This window comes from Enterobacter sp. ECC-219 (assembly GCF_043966805.1).
In the GTDB taxonomy this organism is placed as follows: Bacteria; Pseudomonadota; Gammaproteobacteria; order Enterobacterales; family Enterobacteriaceae; genus Enterobacter; species Enterobacter cloacae_N.
This window is the reverse complement of sequence record NZ_CP143680.1, coordinates 3,119,146-3,137,584: the sequence shown is the minus strand read 5'-3', so window position 1 is coordinate 3,137,584 and position 18,439 is coordinate 3,119,146. Positions and strand designations below refer to the sequence as shown.

Sequence of the window (18,439 nt, the reverse complement as noted above, 5' to 3'; positions counted from 1 at the left end):
CCCTCTGGATGATCGCGACGGTTGATTATGCAGGTGAACCCTCAGTACAACAGCTAAAGATTTTCAGCCGCGAGCGGCCCGTGTCGCTCAGCTTTAACCTGGATGACAGCGACTGGCGCTGGTTAGGGCTGAAACGCGAATTAAAAGTCGCTACATGGGCACCGGATAATCCTCCGTTTGATATCGTTCCTGATTCCGGGCTCTACGAAGGCATCTATGCTGACTATATCCGGCTCATTACCAGCAATCTTGGCCTTCACGTGCGCGTATTCCGTTACCCGTCACGGGAAAAGGCCATTGAAGCCCTGAAGCGTAAGGAAGTCGATACCCTGGTTGATGATGGCGGTGGGCAACCTGTAAATCAGGACGGGCTCGCCGAGAGCAGAAGCTTTATGGCAAACCTCCCGGTACTGGTGACCAATGAGAGCACTGCGTCACATACCGTCAAACCAGATATGGCCATGAAGCTTGCCGTAACAGAAGGTTATCTCAGCGATCGGCAGGTTTCGGAGCGCTTTCCTGCGGCCAGTATCATTCGCTTTCCTTCTAATGAAAGTGGCCTGGCCTGCGTGGTTCATGGTCAGTGCGATTTCTTCTTCGGCAACATCACTACCACGAGCTTCCTTATTGAACGCAACTACGGCAACGCCCTGACGACAACGGATGTTTTCGATGCGGAAGGGGCCGGTAACCGCTTTATTTTACGCAGCGATGACAAAGAGCTTCTCGAATCTATCAATACTGTTCTGAGCGCCATACCTGAGACGCTGCAAAAGAACATTTCTCGCCAGTGGGTGCAACGGCCTGACATCTGGCGCTTTCAGAAACCGCTTGATTTGACGGAGCAGGAAAAACGCTGGATTACACATCACCCGACGGTAAGGGTGCTGGTTAACTCGTTTTACACCCCTTTCAGCATGCTGGACGATAGCGGCGCGTTTCATGGCATAAGCGCCGATCTCCTGCGTCTTATTCATCTTCGCACCGGGATCCGCTTCGAGCCTGTCAGGGTTAACTCTGCGCTGGAGGTGTACGACCGGCTGGAAAATAATGAAGGAGACATGGTCGGCACGGCCATCTTTGATTCTTCACGCGAGGATATGGCGCTTTTCAGCCGTCCGTGGATCTACACGCCCGGCGTGCTGGTCGTAAAAAACCAGCCGCGCGCCCCTGTTGCGCTGAATAACGCAATGACGCTTGCGGTGGTCGGAGACAGGACCCAGACCCTGGTTCAACAGCTCTCGAAAGAATGGCCGGGCATCAGGTGGATCTATACCGAAAACTGCGGAACCGCTCTGGAGCTGGTTAACTCGGGGAAAGCGGATGGCGCCCTGCATAACCAGCTGGGTGCCAGCTTCATGATCGAGCGATATTTTCGGGATAAGCTGAAGATCGTCGCGCAGCTGAGTGAAAAGCCGGACCAATTGGGCTTTGCCGTACGTCGCGATGAACCTGAGCTGCAGGCTATCCTGAATAAAGCGCTGGCGGATATTCAGCCCCAGGAAATTTCGCTGATAGTGCATAAATGGCAAAACGCCCCGGACTTCTCGGTTAACACCTGGCGGCTCTATAACAAGGAGTTTTACTGGGTACTCGGAGGGGCGGGCACCACAATCTTGCTGATCCTTCTCTGGGTATTTACCCGCACCAAAGAGATTAAACGTCGTCAGCTGGCGCAGGAGGAACTTCAAGCCCAGCTGGCTTTCCGTGATACCTTGATCAACGGATCTCCTACGCCGGTTTATGTACTTAACCGGCAGATGATGGTCACGACTGGCAATGAAGCCTACGCACACTATTTCAGTCATCTCCCGGCTGAGAATCTTAGCTATTCGTTGTTCGATCAGCGCCATCCTCTGGCCGGGCTGCGCGACTATTTAGCTGACGTGTTAGTGCACAATGAAGCGATCCTTCCACACGGGCAAACGCAAGAGTTCAGCATAAATAATGGTGCGGGTGCGCGCGTCATCGCCCACTGGTCAACGCCGTTCACAGATTCAAAAGGCAAAATTGCTGGCCTGATTTGCGGCTGGCAGGATATTACCGATCATAAACAGCTTCTGAATGCGCTGTCGGTAGAAAAAGACCATGCGGAAGAGGCTAACAAGGCTAAGAGCGCCTTCCTGGCGACGATGAGCCACGAGATCCGTACCCCTATCAGCGCCATCCTGGGATTACTTGAGCTTGAGTCAAAGCGTCAGCCGGAGAACGAAGCGAGTGACAGGGACATTCGCCAGCTTGTTACCTGCCGCATCCGTGATGGTGGCCGTCACGGTATTGATTGCGCTGTTGTTGGCCACGCTGTTATCGGTGGTCACGATGATGGCATCAGACGTGATGCGTCCGGTAGTATTATCTGCCTGCTGGGAGATAGTAATCTCCGGCAAGGCGGTGTCATTGAAGGATGAGGACACGGTGACGGTACCCGCGCGCGTTCCGGCTGTAACAATAGCCTGATACACGCCCGGAGAAGTCTCTTCAACCGCAGAGAGGGTCGCCTCTTTCGCAGATAAATTTGCCGCGTAGGTGACAACGGCCTGCGCTTCCTTCACGGAAGCTGACAGCGACTTTGCCATACCCGGTACCGGGTTGCCGTCGGCATCCACAATGTTGACATTAATCGTAGAGGTACTCTTACCGTCGGCCGGCAGCGTGGTCGGGGACGCCGTCATCGAAGAGGAGCCGACGCTCACGTCACCCACATCAACCTGGATATCTGCCGTGGCGCTACCGCTGTTGCCTTTGGTGTCGTAAGCCACACCGGCAATCCGATACGTATTACTTCCCGATGTCTGATAAGCAGGCAGGGTGACGTTCAGGCGATTGTCACCTGATTGAATAATACTGCCGCCTGCAGCTAGCAGGGCTGGGGCATCCCAGTCGATGCGCTGTAGCGTATTTTTGGTCTTCACAGAGAAGGTCAGAGCGACGGTTCCACGGCTTTTGCCCACCGTTTTCTCCGGCAGCTTCAGCGTCACGGTCTCCTGTTTGCGGTAGTCAAGCACGATGTTGTTGTTACGCTCAACGAGATCGTAGCGGGTACCGGCCAGCGTGCGGGAGGCTCCGACCAGATCCGGATCGAGCTGTTTATTCCAGGACTCGCCCAGACGGTAGTTGAGCTGCAGAGAGAGCTGGGAATCATTTTGCCCGTCTTTACCCGCGCGGTGCTGGGCACCAAGGGTAAATAGCGGAACAGGGGTATAGGTAATGCCGCCGGTAAAGGCCCACGGATCTTTCTGACGGTTATCTTTGCCAAACAGGGCAACTTCATCACCCTGGTATTGCTCGTACATCAGCTTTGCGCCCAGCTGCGGATATGCCGGTAACCAACCTTCAGCCCGAAGATCGTAACCGTTCGCCGGGCGTTCATCGTAATCGGCGAAATCGCGGGACTGATGCCAGTCGCTCAGACGAAAATAGCCGTTCGACGACAGCTTGAGATAATCACGCCACGCTTCTGCACCCAGGCCGAGTCGCCGGTTGTCGCCGGTGAAGTCATTGTCATAGAAGGTGTTGACGCCAAGCATCCAGTCGCCCGCAAAGTGGCGAGCGCCTAAACCGAGGTTACCGGTATTACGATCGTCCTGGTGGCGAAAACCCAGCTGCGTGAAGAAAATGGTGGATTTGTTGTCGTATAAAGGAACCAGCAGATCAGCTTCACTACCGTTAGTTTTAAATTTATCGTCGAGATTAAGCTGTACGCGGGCGGTCCCAAACTGGCTCAGCCACTCATCAACGCTATTATTCAGCGCGCCGGTGGCGGCAGAGCGCGCAAGACCTTCTGCTGCTCCTCCAGAATCGCGCTGCGACAGCGCCGAGCCGGCTGCGGCAAGAGAACTCGCATTGTCTTCGAAGATCGACGGGGTGTTTTTGCCTGACTGATACCATTTGGTTTCATCTTCTTTCGCCGCAGCCTGAACCAGAGGCGTATAAGCAAAACTCAGAGGGAGTGCAGCCTGAGTGATTATCGTCAGCCAGCCAACGATAACTTTCGGGCGCGAGATATTAGGCGCATTTGATGATTTCATAAGAAAGTCTCTTATAAAGTGAACAGAACCGGGCGCGGCAAAACCAAATGGTTTTGCACGAGCCTTATCGGATCTGTTTGAAAGGGTTTAATGGCAGTTGGGGTGGATTATTACGGTGAAACTTTTCCACCTTATTCGGCCTGAGTTTATTAAACCGGTTTCACACCTTATAAAGAATCAGACAAGTCAACACGGCGTGTAGGACGTAGACTACAGAGGAGATGCCGTTGTACGGAAATATGTGCGACGGCATATAGTTATCGTAAAATTGTTTCCAGCGCGGTGATATTTCCCGAGGATAATATTGGCTGAATAGCGAGCAGTTTTTCTTCAGGCAGATCGTATATTTTTAACGCGAGCAGTCGGGCAATATCGTCTTCAGAAAAACGGTATTTAATCATGTTGGCCGGATTTCCGCCCACCACCGCGTAGGGCGGCACATCTTTGGTCACGACCGCGCCTGCAGCAACTACCGCGCCTTCGCCAATGGTAACACCGGGCATAATCATCGAGCGCATGCCGAGCCAGCAGCCATCGCCCAGCGTTGTATCGCCGCGTGAAATGTAGGCATCCTTTATCGATTCCATAAAGGGATAAAGGCTGATCCAGTCCATGCGATGAGTGCTGTTTCCGCCCATCAGAATAACGCTCTCGGCGCCAATGCAGACGAAATTACCGATAAATAATTTATCTAACCGGCCGAGAGGTTCCCAATTCCGGCTGACGTCGTCCCCGAGCAAATAGCGTACCACGGAACGTTCGAACCCGTTGTCCCAGCAGTCGCTGTAATAGCTGTGCGAGCCTTTGATATGAATATTAGGATTGGTTACGGTCTCATGGAGATATTCCATTCTTGACCAGTGTTTGTCGGTCATGCTTTAAATCCTTTATTAATAATATTGCGAGACGTCATAATATATGAACCTTGTTTCTATCAATAAAGTTTACACAGGTTTACCCGACAACTCGCGCGTTTTACGCAGCCGACTCGCGCTAAACAACACCGACCCCATCGAGGCGATGACGGCGATCCACAGCGCAAAATGCACGGCCCGGTCATGGTCTGATTCGGTCGTCGCAAGCAGCACGCCCACCGCGGCGGCACCAAGACACTGGCCAAATGTCCTCACAATCGACAACACGCCGGAGGCATAGCTGGCATATTCCCGCGCCACGTTAGCGAGCATTTCCCGGTTATTGGGGCTCTGGAAGCAGCCAAACCCAATCCCGCACACCAGACTGCGCAGGCAGATATTCCATACGGAAGGGCTGTCCGGCAACGTCGCCAGCAGAACCAGCCCACCGACAAAAATCATCAGCCCGACAGTCGAGATCAGCGGCGCGGAAAGGGTATCCGCCCAGCGCCCCGCGTGCGGCGCGATAAGCACGATGCCAACCGGCCACGGGGTGAACAGCAGCGCCGAAACCACCGGGCTGTAGCCATACACGCTCTGAAACAGGAACGGCAGCGCGACAAAGGTAATGCCCTGGCTGACAAACGAGGCCAGCGAGGTCAGGGCTGCGAGCGTAAAGCGCCCATTTTTGAAAATAACGGGCGGCAGTATGGGACTTTGCGCGCGCCGAATACGCCAGATAAAGGCGAGGGCGCTGGCCAGCGTGAGGAACCCCCAGCCTGTGGCCGCCGGGTTGATACCTTGCGTTATGTGCTGAAGGCTGTCGGCCAGCATGATTGCAGAACCTAACAGCACGGCGGAGAGCGCGGCGCCCGGCGCATCGAAGGGGGACCGATCAACGTCCGGCTGGCGCGGTAACGCCCGCCACGCCAGCAGCAGGGCAACGCTGCCCGGAATAATGTTAATGGCGAACAGCCACTGCCAGCTCAGCATGTCCAGTATGGTTCCGCCCAGGACAGGGGCAATCGCCGTGCTGGAGGCGATAAGCAGGGCGTGCAGCCCCAGAATGCGGCCAAGCAGTCGACCCGGAAATACGGATCGCAGGATCGCCGGGGCGATACTCAGGGTGGCCGCCCCGCCGATGCCCTGCAGAATGCGCATCCCGATCAGCATTTCTGGCGTTGTTGCCAGCGCGCAGCCGAGCGAGGTGAGCGTAAAGGTGGCAAGCCCGGCAAGAAACACCGGGCGATAGCCCACCCGCGCCGCCAGCGCCGCGAAGATGGCCAGCGTCATGGCCGCTGACAGCAGATAGCCGTTGGCAAACCACACCGCAACGTTCGCGGGCACCTGCATTGCCTTTGCCATGGAGGGCAGCGCGATGTTGATCATGGTGCCGTCAAAGACGCCCATCAGCGTGGTGGTCATGACGGCGGCCATCACCCTGGCGCGTTCATGACCGGGTAATCCTTCATCGCCGGGCAGGTTTGAAAATAGCGTCATCGTCGTTACTCCGGATAAGAATAGTGATGACGAAACTATAATCATGGGGTATACAGGGCGGAAGACGCAGCGTTTGCACTTTATCGTTGCATATAACGCCTTATCTGAGGAGCCATCGTGTCCGATCCTGACTTTAACCTTCTGGTTGCGCTCGACGTTCTGCTGGCCGAGGCCAGCGTGGCGGGCGCGGCGAGGCGCTTAAATCTGAGCACCTCCGCCATGAGCCGTACCCTGAGCAGGCTGCGGGAGGTGACCGGCGATGCTATTCTGGTGAGGGCCGGGCGCCATATGGTGCTGACCCCCTGGGCTGAAGCCACGCGGGACCGCGCCCGAAGCGCCGTGCATGAGGTGAGGGCGGTGCTGCAGCCCTCCACCGACACGCTGAAGGTGGAAAGTCTCGAGCGGCTGTTCACCATCCGGGCCAACGACGGTTTTGTGGTGGCGTTTGGGCCACTGCTCATAGCCGCCGTGGCGAGCGTTGCGCCCGGAGTGTGCATCCGCTTCGCTCCCAAACCAGAGAAAACGTCGCGCTATTTGCGGGAGGGGCTTGTCGACCTGGAGATCGGCGTGCAGAACAATATGGGGCCAGAAATACGCCTGCAGCGGCTTTTTCAGGATCGGTTTGTTGGCGCGGTGCGCAAGGGGCATCCGCTGTCGTCACAGCCTGATGTCAGCCTTGACGATTATGTCGCGTGGGGCCATGTGGTGGCGTCGCCTGATGGGGCATTACACGGGTCTGTTGACGATGCGCTGGCGGAACGGGGGATGAAACGAAAGATCGCCAGTGTGGTGCCTGGATTCCCGACGGCGTTATCCGTGGCGCTGGCCTCCGATCTTATTGCCATGGTGCCGGCGCTGTACCTGCTCAATCAGGCGATGACCGAGCGCGTGCACGTCTTTGAACTGCCCTTTAAGACCCGCACCATTACGGTGTTACAGATGTGGCATCCTCGCATGGAGCGGGACCCGGCGCATCGCTGGCTCAGGGAAAAGGTCCTTGAGGTATGCCGCGCTGTTTGCTGACGCTCAGAACACTTTTCCGGGCACGGTGAGGATGAAGCGCCTCGACACCGCATCCGATTCCACGCGGACTTTGCCGTGGTGCGCCGTGACGATGGACTTCACGATGGCAAGCCCAATTCCGCTGCCTTCACCTTTGCGCTGTCTGGACGGATCGACGCGATAAAAACGGTCAAACAGCTTTGGCAGATGCGCCTGCGGGATCGGCGTGCCGGGGTTTTCTGTCACCAGTTCAACGTCGTTATCCCGTTTTCTGATGGAGACCGTTATCGTTTTCCCTTCCGGCGTATAGCGCAGGGCGTTGGAGAGCAGATTATTGATTGCTCTTCTGAACATCTGCGGATCGCCTTCTATCAGGCAGGGCATCCCGTTAAATTTCAGTGAGATGTGGCGTTCTTCCGCCCAGGCTTCGAAGAAATCGAACACTTTCATGACCTCGGCGCTTAAATCAAACATCACCCGGTCTGGGATCAGCTGGTTATTATCCGCCTGCGCCAGAAAAAGCATATCGCTGACCATGCGGGTCATCCGGTTGTACTCTTCCAGGCTGGAGTAGAGGACATCTTCCAGCTCTTTCTGAGAGCGGTTCTGGCTCAACGCAATTTCCGTTTGCGTCACCAGGTTGGTGATGGGGGTTCTGATTTCGTGGGCGATATCGGCGGAAAAATTCGCCTGCCGGGTAAAGACATCTTCAATTTTCCCAATCATATGGTTGAAGGAGATCACCAGCTGTTCCAGCTCAACGGGCACGCGGGACGGCTCCAGCCGCACATCCAGATTTTCGGAGGTGATATTTTTAATGGCGGTGCTGACGTTACGCAGGGGCAAGTGTCCCTGGCGCACCGCGATACGAATAACCAGCACAATCAGCAGGCTGATCGCTGCGGCTATGGCAAAAAGATTCTTCTTCAGCGCCTCAAGGTAGTGGAGATGAAAATTTATCGAGAGCCCGATCAGCATGACGTAGTTCTGGGTTTTGCCCTGCAGCGTCGCCGTGCCTGAAGAGGCGATAATCCGGTAGGTTTGCATCTTCATGTCGGACCCGGCGTGCAGGGGGGCGGCAGGGTCTTCAACCGTCCAGAGAAACACATCCTGTGCACGACGGTGTGCGCTAAAGTTCGCCGTATTCATCGCCGGGCGCAGTGCCGCCCCTTGCGCCGAGCTGAAGAGGGTATTGCCCTGCGGATCCAGAAGCAGGACGGCCACGTTGCGGTAGCTGGCGACCGACTCTTTGAGCTTGCTGATTTTCTTTTGGTCGGGATCGGCCGGAGACTGGAGGATGCGATGCATCGCGCTGCTGATCTGCTGTAAGTCGCTGATGTCCTGCTCGGCGAAATGCTTTTCAACGGAATGGAGCATAAACCACGTAAATGCGAAAAAGGCCAGTATGGTGGAGAGGCTGATAAAAAAGGTCAGCCGCAAGGCAAGAGAAAAAGGGCGCCTGGGAAGCTTAACGTGCATCCGGTACCTCCAGCATATAACCCACGCCGCGCACCGTCTGGATCAGCTTCGGTTCAAAATCGTTATCGATCTTTGCGCGCAGCCGCTTTACTGCCACGTCAATTGCGTTCGTGTCGCTGTCAAAGTTCATGTCCCACACCTGGGAGGCAATCAGGGAGCGGGGAAGCACCTCTCCCTGATGACGCAGGAAAAACTCCAGCAGGCTGAACTCTTTGCTGGTGAGCAGGATGCGATTGCCCGCCCGGCTGACCTTTCGCGATACGAGGTCAACCGTCAGGTCAGCCGCCTGAAGCTGGCTTTCCGCGATCACCGTATTCCCGCGTCTTAACAGCGTCCTTACCCTGGCGAGCAGCTCAGCGAAGGCGAACGGCTTAATGAGATAATCATCCGCGCCCAGCTCAAGCCCTTTAACCCGGTGTTCAATCGTTCCGAGAGCCGTGAGTAACAGGATGGGCATCCCTTTACCGGCCGAGCGAAGCATGCGGACAATATCCCAGCCGTTCACATCGGGCAGCATGATATCCAGAATCAGCAGATCGTATTCAGCGGTCATGGCGAGGTGGTAGCCGTTCAGGCCGTTATCCGCGTGGTCCACGACAAACCCCGCTTCCGTCAGCCCCTTGCTGAGGTACTCACCGGTTTTCATTTCATCTTCGACGATCAGTATTTTCATCGTGCTCCCCCTGACTGGCTGCTGACGACATTCTAGTGAGCCTGCGAACGTTAACAATGACTTACGCTAAAAATGACAACATTGTCATTATCCCGTCACCCGTCAAACAGGATGCGTTCCGTAGAGTAACCCTAAAACTACTCTGGACTTCATTTAAACCGTTATGTTCCTGTTAAAACGACTAAGCATCAGTACGGTATTTATTCTGGCAGGCTGCGTCTCGCTGGCACCTGAATACCAGCGGCCGGAAACACCGGTACCCCAGCAGTTTTCGCTCTCGCGTAACGGCCTGACGCCCGCGGCGGCGGGGTACCAGGACACCGGCTGGCGACGCTTTTTTGTCGATCCTCAGGTCGCCGGGCTGATTAGGGAAGCCCTGAAGAACAACCGGGATATAAAAATGGCCGCCCTGAAGGTTGAGGAAGCCCGCGCGCAGTTCAACGTGACGGATGCGGATCGTTATCCTCAACTGAATGCCTCCTCGGGCATCACGTACAGCGGCGGGCTGAAAAGTGACAAACCCACTTCACAACAGTATGACGCGGGGCTAGCGCTTAGCTACGAGCTCGACTTTTTCGGCAAGCTGAAAAACATGAGCGAGGCCGATCGACAAAACTATTTCGCCAGCGAAGAAGCTCGCCGAGCGGTGCATATCCTGCTCGTCTCTAACGTGTCGCAGAGCTATTTCAACCAGCAGCTGGCGTATAAACAGCTGCGTATTGCTCGGGATACGCTGGCCAATTACCAGCACTCCTATGCGTTCGTTGAGCAGCAGCTGGTGACGGGCAGCACGAACGTCCTGGCGCTGGAACAGGCCCGGGGACAGATCGAAAGCACGCAGGCAGAGATTGCCAAAAGAGAGGGGGAGCTGGCGCAGGCCAATAATGCCCTGCAGCTGCTCCTCGGCACGTATCGCGCGCTGCCGGGCGACGGCGGCATGAATACCAGCGACGTTGCGCCGGTAAAACTGCCTCCCCATCTTTCCTCCGCGATACTGCTGCAACGCCCGGATATTATGGAGGCGGAGTATCAGCTTAAAGCGGCCGATGCCAATATCGGCGCGGCACGTGCTGCTTTTTTCCCGTCCATTTCGCTGACCAGCGGGCTTTCAACCGGCAGCACGGAGTTGTCCAGCCTGTTCACGTCAGGAAGCGGGATGTGGAATTTTATTCCTAAAATCGAAATTCCCATTTTTAATGCGGGCAGGAATAAGGCCAACCTGAAGCTGGCCGAAATTCGCCAGCAGCAGTCGGTTGTGAATTACGAACAAAAAATTCAGTCCGCCTTCAAACAGGTTGCCGACGCGCTCGCGCTGCGGGACAGCATTAATCAGCAAGTTGAAGCGCAGCAGCGTTATCTTGATTCGCTGCAAATTACCCTGCAGCGGGCCAGAGGATTATATTCCAGCGGTGTGGTCAGCTATATCGAGGTGCTCGACGCGGAACGTTCTCTTTTCTCCACGCAGCAAACCATTCTCGACCTTATTTACGCCCGCCAGGTGAATGAGATTAATCTCTTCACCGCGCTCGGCGACGGTTGGGTTGAATAACTTCATTAAAGAGGAAAATAAAAATGCGTAATTCACTTAAAGCCGTTGTATTCGGTGCGGTCTCCATTGTGTTTTCTGCCAGCCTCCAGGCTGAGGTTCATTCGCATGGGGAAATGAATGCCGCCAGTAATGAGGCATCAGAGCAAATCATCCACGGTAAGGGCGTTGTGAAAGCGGTCGATCTTACGAATAAAAAAATCACCATCTCTCATGACGCTATCCCGGCGATTGGCTGGCCCGCGATGACCATGCGTTTCACCTTTATTCAGGCTGACGAGAGTATCAATGCCTTAAAAGTCGGCAGTCACGTTGATTTTTCGTTTATTCAGCAGGGCAATATCTCTTTACTGAAGAGCATTAAATAGCGAGAAACGGCATGGCCTCATTAAAAATAAAATATGCTGCCATGATAGTCAGCAGCCTAATTGCGGGAGGGCTGATATCGGTGACGGCATTGCAGGTTTTTCATTCATCTGTAAAAACGGAAAATAGCGCACCAGAAAGAAAGGTGCTTTTCTGGTATGACCCGATGAAGCCCGACGTGAAATTCGATAAGCCCGGTAAATCGCCGTTTATGGATATGGATCTGGTGCCGAAATATGCGGATGAAAACGACAATAAAAGCAGTGTCGGTATCCGTATTGACCCAACACAGGTTCAGAATCTCGGATTAAAAACGCAAAAGGTGACGCGCGGAACGCTGAATTATGCCCAGACCATCCCGGCCAACGTCAGCTATAACGACTATCAGTTTGTCATTGTGCAGGCGCGCGCGGAAGGCTTCGTGGAGAAAGTGTACCCGCTGACGACGGGCGATAAGGTGAAGAAAGGCACGCCACTTATTGATATTACCATTCCTGACTGGGTAGAGGCGCAGAGCGAGTTTCTGCTGTTATCCGGCACCGGCGGAACGCCGACGCAAATAAAAGGCGTTCTGGAACGTCTTCGCCTGGCGGGTATGCCGGATGAGGATATTCAGAGGCTGCGTGCCACCCGAACGATCCAGACCCGCTTTACCATCAAGGCACCGATCGACGGAGTGATCACGGCTTTTGACCTGCGTACCGGCATGAATATTTCCAAAGATAAGGTAGTGGCGCAAATTCAGGGGATGGATCCGGTCTGGATCGGCGCGGCAGTGCCTGAATCCATTGCTTATCTGCTGAAAGATACCTCGCAGTTTGCTGTTTCGGTACCGGCTTATCCGGATAAAACCTTCCCGGTTGAAAAATGGAGTCTTCTGCCGAGCGTGGACCAGACCACCCGCACGCTGCAGGTTCGCCTGCAGGTCGCTAACAAGGACGAGCTGCTGAAGCCGGGCATGAACGCCTATCTGAAGCTGAATACCCAAAGTCAGGAGATGCTGCTGATCCCCTCCCAGGCCGTTATTGATACCGGCAAAGAACAGCGCGTTATTACGGTAGATGCGGACGGGAATTTTGTCCCGAAAAGGATCCACGTTCTGCATGAATCTCAGCAGCAGTCCGGCATTGGTAGCGGACTGGAAGAGGGGGATTCAGTCGTGGTCAGCGGTCTGTTCCTGATTGACTCGGAGGCCAATATTACCGGCGCGCTGGAGCGCATGCGTCAGGCTGAAACCTCGGACCACGCGCATTCCGGCCATTAAGGAGACGATGATGATTGAATGGATTATCCGGCGGTCAGTCGCCAACCGTTTCCTGGTCATGATGGGGGCGCTGTTCCTCAGCGTCTGGGGGACATGGACCATTATCAACACCCCGGTCGATGCCTTGCCCGATCTCTCTGACGTTCAGGTGATTATCAAAACCAGCTATCCTGGCCAGGCACCGCAGATTGTTGAAAACCAGGTGACCTATCCACTTACTACCACCATGCTCTCGGTTCCCGGCGCAAAGACCGTGCGCGGTTTTTCGCAGTTTGGCGATTCGTACGTGTATGTCATTTTTGAAGATGGCACCGATCTGTACTGGGCCCGTTCGCGCGTGCTGGAGTATCTGAACCAGGTTCAGGGCAAACTGCCTGCCGGCGTGAGCTCTGAAATCGGTCCTGATGCCACAGGCGTGGGCTGGATATTTGAGTATGCGCTGGTGGATCGCAGCGGAAAACACGATCTCGCAGAGTTGCGCTCGCTGCAGGACTGGTTCCTGAAATTTGAACTGAAAACAATCCCGAACGTGGCTGAAGTGGCGTCGGTGGGCGGCGTAGTTAAGCAGTATCAGATTCAGGTCAATCCGTTAAAACTGGCTCAGTACGGCGTTAGCCTGCCTGAGGTTAAGCAGGCCCTTGAGTCGTCTAACCAGGAGGCAGGGGGATCGTCAGTTGAAATGGCGGAAGCGGAGTATATGGTCCGGGCCAGCGGCTATCTGCAGACGATGGACGATTTCAATAACATCGTCCTGAAAACCGGAGAAAACGGGGTACCGATTTACCTTCGTGATGTTGCCCGCGTACAGGCGGGACCGGAAATGCGGCGCGGTATTGCGGAGCTGAACGGGCAGGGGGAAGTCGCTGGTGGTGTGGTGATCCTGCGTTCGGGCAAAAACGCGCGTGAAGTCATTACGGCGGTAAAAGATAAGCTGGAGACGCTGAAGGCCAGCCTGCCGCAAGGCGTTGAGATTGTGACCACCTACGATCGCAGCCAACTGATCGACCGGGCAATAGACAACCTGAGTTCCAGGCTGCTCGAAGAGTTTATCGTGGTGGCCATTGTCTGCGCGCTGTTCCTGTGGCACGTTCGCTCTGCGCTGGTCGCGATTGTCTCTCTGCCGCTGGGCCTGTGTATTGCCTTTATCGTCATGCATTTCCAGGGGCTGAACGCCAATATTATGTCCCTGGGAGGCATTGCCATTGCGGTCGGCGCGATGGTGGATGCCGCTATCGTCATGATTGAAAACGCGCACAAGCGGTTAGAAGAGTGGGATCACCAGCATCCGGGAGAGCAGATTGATAACGCCACGCGCTGGAAGGTGATTACCAACGCCTCTGTCGAAGTTGGCCCCGCGCTGTTTATCAGCCTGCTGATCATCACCCTGTCATTCATTCCCATTTTCACCCTGGAGGGACAGGAAGGGCGGCTGTTTGGTCCGCTGGCCTTCACCAAAACGTACTCCATGGCGGGCGCGGCTGCGCTTGCCATCATTGTTATTCCTATTTTGATGGGGTTCTGGATCAGGGGTAAGATTCCCGCTGAGACCAGTAACCCATTGAACAGGCTGCTGATTAAAGCCTATCACCCGTTGCTTATCAGGGTTCTTCACTGGCCAAAAACAACGCTGTTAGTCGCAGCCTTATCGATCCTCACGGTGATCTGGCCGCTCAGCCAGGTGGGCGGCGAGTTTTTACCGAAGATCAACGAAGGCGATCTGCTGTATATGCCCTCAACATTGCCGGGCGTTTCTCCGGCAGAAGCGGCCGCACTGTTACAGACCACGGACAAGTTAATTAAAACCGTGCCTGAAGTGGCCTCAGTTTTCGGCAAGACGGGTAAAGCCGAAACGGCTACGGATTCCGCGCCGCTCGAAATGGTGGAAACCACCATTCAGCTCAAGCCTGAGAATGAGTGGCGGTCCGGCATGACGATTGACAAGATTATTGACGAGCTCGACAAGACCGTTCGGTTGCCCGGTCTGGCGAATCTCTGGGTTCCGCCGATCCGCAATCGGATAGACATGCTTTCCACCGGGATCAAAAGCCCGATTGGTATCAAGGTGTCCGGAACCGTGTTGTCTGATATCGACGCGACGGCGCAAAGCATCGAGACGGTAGCGAAAACCGTGCCGGGCGTGGTGTCTGCCCTGGCTGAACGTCTGGAGGGCGGGCGCTACATTGATGTCGATATCAACCGGGAAAAAGCCTCCCGCTACGGAATGACGGTGGGTGACGTGCAGCTGTTTGTCTCCTCGGCCATCGGCGGGGCGACGGTGGGTGAAACTGTGGAGGGCGTTGCCCGGTACCCGATTAATATTCGCTATCCTCAGGATTACCGGAACAGCCCGAACGCGTTGAAGCAGATGCCGATCCTGACGCCGATGAAACAGCAGATCACGCTGGGCGATGTGGCTGATATTAAGGTCGTATCTGGCCCGACCATGCTGAAAACGGAGAATGCGCGTCCTGCCAGCTGGATTTACATCGATGCCCGTGGCAGGGATATGGTGTCGGTGGTGAACGACATGAAGACGGCCATCAGCCAGAACGTGAAGCTGAAGCCGGGAACCAGCGTGTCATTCTCCGGCCAGTTTGAGCTCCTCGAACATGCCAACAAGAAGCTGAAGCTGATGGTGCCGATGACGGTGATGATCATCTTTATTCTGCTGTATCTGGCGTTCCGTCGCGTGGAAGAAGCGTTGCTAATCCTGATGAGTCTGCCGTTCGCCCTGGTCGGTGGCATTTGGTTCCTGTACTGGCAGGGCTTCCACATGTCTGTCGCAACCGGCACCGGGTTTATCGCTCTGGCGGGGGTCGCGGCAGAGTTTGGGGTGGTCATGCTGATGTATTTACGTCATGCCATTGAGGAGAATCCGGCGTTGTCCCATCGGGACACGTTCACCGAGCAGGGGCTTGATGACGCGCTTTATCATGGCGCCGTGCTGCGCGTGCGGCCGAAGGCGATGACCGTGGCGGTGATTATTGCCGGTCTGCTGCCCATTCTCTGGGGAACCGGTGCCGGGTCAGAGGTCATGAGCAGGATAGCGGCGCCTATGATTGGCGGGATGATCACGGCGCCGCTGCTGTCGCTGTTTATTATTCCTGCGGCGTATAAGTTGATTTGGTTGCGCAGGAATAAAACAAACACAGCCATTTGTTGAGATGACAGGGGAGTTAATACCTGATAAATTAGCTATTCAATAACCTATTCATAAAGCTATTCAATGTCATGATAAATCGATCCGAAACGCTACGACAATTGCTGAGACAAGGCCCTGTATCGGTAAAGCAACTCACTGATATTATGGGTATTAGTCAGCCTACTGTTTCGCGTTCGATTAAAGCGCTTGGCGATGAGGTTGTTCGCATTGGCTCTGGTCCATCTATTCACTATGTGCTTCGGGATACGCATCGTGGATTCAGTTCGGCTCCTGTCTACCGAATATCGGAAGAGGGTCAGGTTAAATCGCTGGGTAAACTCATTCCGGTTTATCCCGACGGATTTGTAATGGAGCAAGCGGATAATATATGCCTCCATAGCGATGGGTTGCCGTGGTGGTTGTTTGACATGCGGCCTCAGGGATACCTTGGCCGCGCGTATGCCTCCCGGTTTTCATCCGAGCTGGGCCTGCCGCCGAATCCTGAGAACTGGAGTGACACTGAGGTTATCAGGGCCTTGCTGGCTCATGGACACGATGCGGTGGGCAACCTGCTAATCGGAGAGCAGGCGCGGAATCATTTTATAGAGATGCCGTCTCCTGTTGCAGTGGACCGGGCAACCGCATACCCGTCGTTGGCGCAGGCCGTGAGCGCCGGCGATGTACCTGGTTCTTCTGCTGGCGGTGAGCAGCCGAAATTCTGTACTTATACAGAACGTGGCCACGTCATTGTGAAATTCACGGCACCTGACGATAACCCTGTAAGTGAACGTTGGCGAGATTTGCTGCTGGCGGAACATCTGGCGCTGAGTGTGCTTGGCGTCGAAACAGAGGTGTTTGATTTTGGAGGACAGCGCTTCCTTGAAATCCCACGGTTCGACCGTACGGGGCCGCTTGGTCGTAAGGGGCTTTTTTCTTTACGTGCGCTTGAGGCGGAATTTGTCGGCCGGGCAAGAGAGGCCTGGCCAGTTCTGGTTAATGAGCTGGCAAATCAGGGTTGCGTTCACCCGGATGCGGTCGCCCGCACCTCACGGCTTTGGGCGTTTGGCATGCTGATCGGCAATACCGACATGCACCATGGAAATCTGTCGTTTATCAGTTCCCATGGACGGCCATATGATCTTGCGCCAGCCTATGACATGCTGCCCATGGGATTTGCCCCGAAATCAGGAGGCGCACTGGTGAATACGCTGCGTCCGGCCATGCTTATTGACGCGATCGCGGGAGAAACCTGGCATGAAGCACTGGCGCTGGCCGAGCGCTTTTATACACTGGCCACCGGTTGCAGCCGTTTTTCGGCCAATTTTGCGCCATGTCTTGCCGCATTGCGCAGCCATCTGGACGAGGCGAGATTAAAGGTGTCGCGTCTTGGATAATGAGCGCGGTATTTTTACGGGGTGCATACTTAGTGCGGCATGTGTGCATCGCGAGTTTTCCCGATCAGCTAAGGAAGAGGGTGTTTCTTATGGATAAACCCAGGATGCAACTGAAGGAATTGAGGTTAGGGTAACGGCCATATTTGATTTAACTATTCTGGGTTTGAGGAATATACATAATTTACTTCAGCAACAGAAACAGTATAACAAACTGTTTTAAATGGATATTAATCAAATGGCAATTCAAACTCACAGTTATGAACTCAGTTTTGGTTCATAACTGTGTTAAACGCTGTCCAGAAATCACTCGATGTTACGTCTGTTAGTTCATGAACTGTTCGTTCTAATTTTATGATGTACTTCAGGTTTTCGTGTTAAGTAATATTACCTTTTACTCGATGAGCGATTGCTTAATACCTCTCCGACAACAGGAGCAGCTGTAAATGCGTTTGGCCAGCCAGCGTAAAACGCGGCTTGGGTAACGATCTCCCCAGCTTCCTCAGCAGAAAGTCCATTATCCATCGCTCTGTTGAGGTGATAGCCAATCTGCGCGCTCTGTCCAGATGCGATTAACGCGCTGACCGTAATCAGGCTTCTGTCGCGGGGTTTCAGCGCGGGTCTTTGCCAGAGATCCAGGAACAGTGGGTCAGCAGTAAATTTAACCAGACCAGGTGATATCGGTCCCACGTTTTTTTCCACTGTCTCTGAACGCTGCTTTTCTGCTTCCTGATTGAGAGGAAGCAGGTCCGGAGAAGCTTCAGGAAGTGCATCTGCCGTGACGCCACGAGATTCAAATACTGCTTTGGTCACGCTGACGGCTGACATTGCATTTGGCCAACCTGAGTAGAACGCCAGATGGGTAATGATTTCTGACAATTCCGCTGGCGTAACGCCATTATCAAGGGCAATGTCTATATAGTGCTTAAGGTCGCCAGGCTGGTTTCTGGCAATTAGCATGGCGACGGTCACCATACTACGATCCCTGGGCGAGAGGGCATCGCGTGTCCACAGATCTTCAGTAATCGCTTCTCGACCAAAGCGCGCAAGAGCCGGTGAGACGGAACGAATATCAGCTTCCGAAATTGTTGAAGGTTCAATTTTCATCATCGCTTTACCTCTTGTTTCCTCAGCAGTAGCAAAATCAGAAATAACAAGCGACATGGCCGCCACTGCAAGTACGCTTTTCATGTT

Annotated in this window: 12 protein-coding genes and 1 pseudogene; 7 read left to right on the top strand and 6 right to left on the bottom strand. The window is 54.6% G+C overall.

Annotated features, from left to right (window positions below; all coding sequences use genetic code 11):
* Positions 1-8: 8 nt before the first annotated feature.
* Positions 9-2,165: pseudogene (locus V1603_RS14880) on the top strand (transporter substrate-binding domain-containing protein); the annotation flags it as partial.
* Positions 2,166-2,189: 24 nt separating this feature from the next.
* Here V1603_RS14880 and V1603_RS14875 read toward each other — a convergent pair.
* The 3 genes from V1603_RS14875 to V1603_RS14865 all read right to left on the bottom strand — a co-directional run bounded on the left by V1603_RS14875 (position 2,190) and on the right by V1603_RS14865 (position 6,382).
* The gene (locus tag V1603_RS14875) at positions 2,190-4,028 is read right to left on the bottom strand and encodes an inverse autotransporter beta domain-containing protein (protein WP_395312859.1); all 1,839 of its coding nucleotides are present in this window, start codon (positions 4,026-4,028) and stop codon (positions 2,190-2,192) included.
* A 257-nt stretch (positions 4,029-4,285) separates the two neighbouring features.
* Positions 4,286-4,903, bottom strand: coding sequence for a CatB-related O-acetyltransferase (locus V1603_RS14870; RefSeq protein WP_395312858.1), 618 nt, complete (start codon positions 4,901-4,903; stop codon positions 4,286-4,288).
* A gap of 69 nt (positions 4,904-4,972) precedes the next feature.
* Positions 4,973-6,382 (bottom strand): MFS transporter, encoded by a 1,410-nt coding sequence (locus tag V1603_RS14865; RefSeq protein WP_395312857.1) that lies wholly within the window; start codon positions 6,380-6,382, stop codon positions 4,973-4,975.
* 117 nt (positions 6,383-6,499) lie between these two features.
* On the opposite strand from V1603_RS14865, the gene V1603_RS14860 reads away from it, so the two are divergent.
* Positions 6,500-7,405 carry a LysR family transcriptional regulator gene (locus V1603_RS14860; RefSeq protein WP_395312856.1) on the top strand — a complete coding sequence of 302 codons (906 nt, stop codon included), beginning with the start codon at positions 6,500-6,502 and terminating at the stop codon, positions 7,403-7,405.
* A 3-nt stretch (positions 7,406-7,408) separates the two neighbouring features.
* Here the strand turns inward: V1603_RS14860 and V1603_RS14855 are convergent, their stop codons facing one another.
* Entirely contained in the window at positions 7,409-8,863 is a 1,455-nt protein-coding gene (locus V1603_RS14855; protein WP_395312855.1) for a Cu(+)/Ag(+) sensor histidine kinase, read from the bottom strand.
* Positions 8,853-9,536: a copper/silver response regulator transcription factor gene (locus tag V1603_RS14850; protein ID WP_116339845.1), complete on the bottom strand. Its 684-nt coding sequence runs from the start codon at positions 9,534-9,536 to the stop codon at positions 8,853-8,855. Before V1603_RS14850 ends, V1603_RS14855 begins: the two co-directional genes overlap by 11 nt.
* A 163-nt stretch (positions 9,537-9,699) precedes the next feature.
* Here V1603_RS14850 and V1603_RS14845 point away from each other — a divergent pair, with 163 nt between their 5' ends.
* From V1603_RS14845 to yjjJ, 5 genes are all read left to right on the top strand, one after another.
* Positions 9,700-11,085: an efflux transporter outer membrane subunit gene (locus V1603_RS14845; RefSeq protein WP_395312854.1), complete on the top strand. Its 1,386-nt coding sequence runs from the start codon at positions 9,700-9,702 to the stop codon at positions 11,083-11,085.
* A gap of 23 nt (positions 11,086-11,108) precedes the next feature.
* Positions 11,109-11,450 (top strand): cation efflux system protein CusF, encoded by a 342-nt coding sequence (gene cusF / locus V1603_RS14840; protein ID WP_116339849.1) that lies wholly within the window; start codon positions 11,109-11,111, stop codon positions 11,448-11,450.
* 11 nt (positions 11,451-11,461) lie between these two features.
* On the top strand, positions 11,462-12,712 hold the full coding sequence (locus V1603_RS14835) for an efflux RND transporter periplasmic adaptor subunit (RefSeq protein WP_395312853.1): 1,251 nt from the start codon (positions 11,462-11,464) through the stop codon (positions 12,710-12,712).
* Between the two features lie 10 nt (positions 12,713-12,722).
* Positions 12,723-15,875 carry a Cu(+)/Ag(+) efflux RND transporter permease subunit SilA gene (silA, locus tag V1603_RS14830; protein ID WP_395313992.1) on the top strand — a complete coding sequence of 1,051 codons (3,153 nt, stop codon included), beginning with the start codon at positions 12,723-12,725 and terminating at the stop codon, positions 15,873-15,875.
* 68 nt (positions 15,876-15,943) lie between these two features.
* Entirely contained in the window at positions 15,944-17,248 is a 1,305-nt protein-coding gene (gene yjjJ, locus V1603_RS14825) for a type II toxin-antitoxin system HipA family toxin YjjJ (protein ID WP_395312852.1), read from the top strand.
* Between the two features lie 384 nt (positions 17,249-17,632).
* Here yjjJ and V1603_RS14820 read toward each other — a convergent pair whose 3' ends face one another.
* Entirely contained in the window at positions 17,633-18,436 is an 804-nt protein-coding gene (locus V1603_RS14820; protein WP_395312851.1) for a carboxymuconolactone decarboxylase family protein, read from the bottom strand.
* Positions 18,437-18,439: the final 3 nt, after the last annotated feature.